Source organism: Mesorhizobium sp. M7A.F.Ca.AU.001.01.1.1 (assembly GCF_004022735.1).
Classification (GTDB): domain Bacteria; phylum Pseudomonadota; class Alphaproteobacteria; order Rhizobiales; family Rhizobiaceae; genus Mesorhizobium; species Mesorhizobium ciceri.
Window position 1 is genome coordinate 1 of the sequence record NZ_RZPF01001041.1, and the last position, 1540, is coordinate 1540.

Genomic DNA, 1540 nt, shown 5'->3' on the forward strand with positions numbered 1-1540 from the left:
GCGCAGCGCTCGACGATCTTCTTGGCGACGGCGAAACGCACGTCCGGGTCCATCGAAATGCCGGTCTCGTCGTTGGAGATGGCGACGACCGGCACGTTGTACTTCTTGACCAGCGGCAGGATGGCTTCGAGCTTTTCTTCCTCGCCGGTGACGGAGTTGACCAGCGGGCGGCCCTTGGCAACCTTGAGTGCGGCTTCGATCGCGGCGGTGACGGAACTGTCGATCGACAGCGGCAGGTCGACCAGCCCTTGCACGATCTCCAGCGTCTGCACCAAAAGGCCGGGTTCGGTCTCGTTCGGATTGACCGAGGTGACGCCGGCGTTGACGTCGAGCATGGTGGCGCCACAGGCTGCCTGCTCCAATGCGTCCCTGATGACGGTCTCGAAATTGCCCGCGATCATCTCGGCGGCCAGCTTCTTGCGGCCGGTCGGGTTGATGCGTTCGCCGATCACGCAGAACGGCTGGTCGAAGCCGATGATGATTTCTCGTGTCGCCGAAGCGACGATGGTACGGGTCATAAATTCTCTCCGCCGTGATATAAAGATTTCTTTATATCGTTGTCTGGTTTCGTTCAAGCGAATGGGTGGCCGTCCGCGCCGTCAGTGCGCGGTCTTCACCATATCCACCTGCGTTTCGGTAATATCGTCGTGCAGTATGTGCTCGAGCCGATCGGCGACCATCTGGTCGTCGCGGCGGATCTCGCGTTTCCATGGCTGGCGGCCCTTCAGCACGCCCGATTCATCGACGATCTCGGCGACATATTCCTCTTGCCGGTAGGCCATCACGTGAACGCCGGAAACACCTGATATTTCCTTCACCTCGTTGATGATGTCGATGCAGAGCTGCTTGCCTTCCTTTTTCTGGTCCTGGGCGCCTTCCAGCCGCTTGATGACGGAATCGGGAATATGGATGCCCGGCACGTTCGAGCGGATCCACTTGGCCGTCTTGGCCGAGGCGAGCGGCCCGACGCCAACCAGGATGAAGCATTTTTCGGTATAGCCGAGGTCGCGCACCTTTTGCATGTAGGTGCGGAACATGGGCACGTCGAAGCAATACTGGCTCTGTACGAATTGCGCGCCGGCGGCGATCTTCTTGCCCAGCCGGTGCGGGCGGAAGTCGATCGGCGGCGCGAACGGATTGATCGCAGCACCCAGGAAAAGCTGCGGCGGCGTCGTCAGCTTGCGGCCGGACAGGAACTTGCCGTTGTCGCGCATGATGCGGCAGGTTTCCAGGAGCGACATGCAGTCGAGATCGAACACCGGCTTGGCGCCGGGCTGGTCTCCGGCCTGCACGCCGTCACCTGTCAGGCACAGCATGTTGGCGACGCCCATCGCAGCCCCGCCCAGCACGTCGCCCTGGATGGCGATGCGGTTCTTGTCGCGGCAGGCGATCTGCATGATCGGCGCATAGCCCATGCGCGTCAAAAGTGCGCAGATGCCGACCGAGGACATGTGGCAGTTGGCGCCCGATGCATCGACGGCGTTGATGGCGTCGACCCAGCCGTCGAAGATTTTCGCCCTGTTGTAGACGTCTTCCGGAT

At 61.4% G+C, this 1540-nt stretch carries 2 protein-coding genes; both read right to left on the reverse strand.

Translation table 11 applies throughout. The annotated features are described in order from the left end of the window. Window positions 1-518 (reverse strand): dihydropteroate synthase (locus EN884_RS35520; RefSeq protein WP_164895407.1); only part of this gene is annotated, 518 nt, incomplete at its 3' end. An 81-nt stretch (window positions 519-599) separates the two neighbouring features. Beyond that, a partial coding sequence (locus tag EN884_RS35525) for a methylenetetrahydrofolate reductase (protein ID WP_164895408.1) occupies window positions 600-1540 on the reverse strand: 941 nt, incomplete at its 5' end.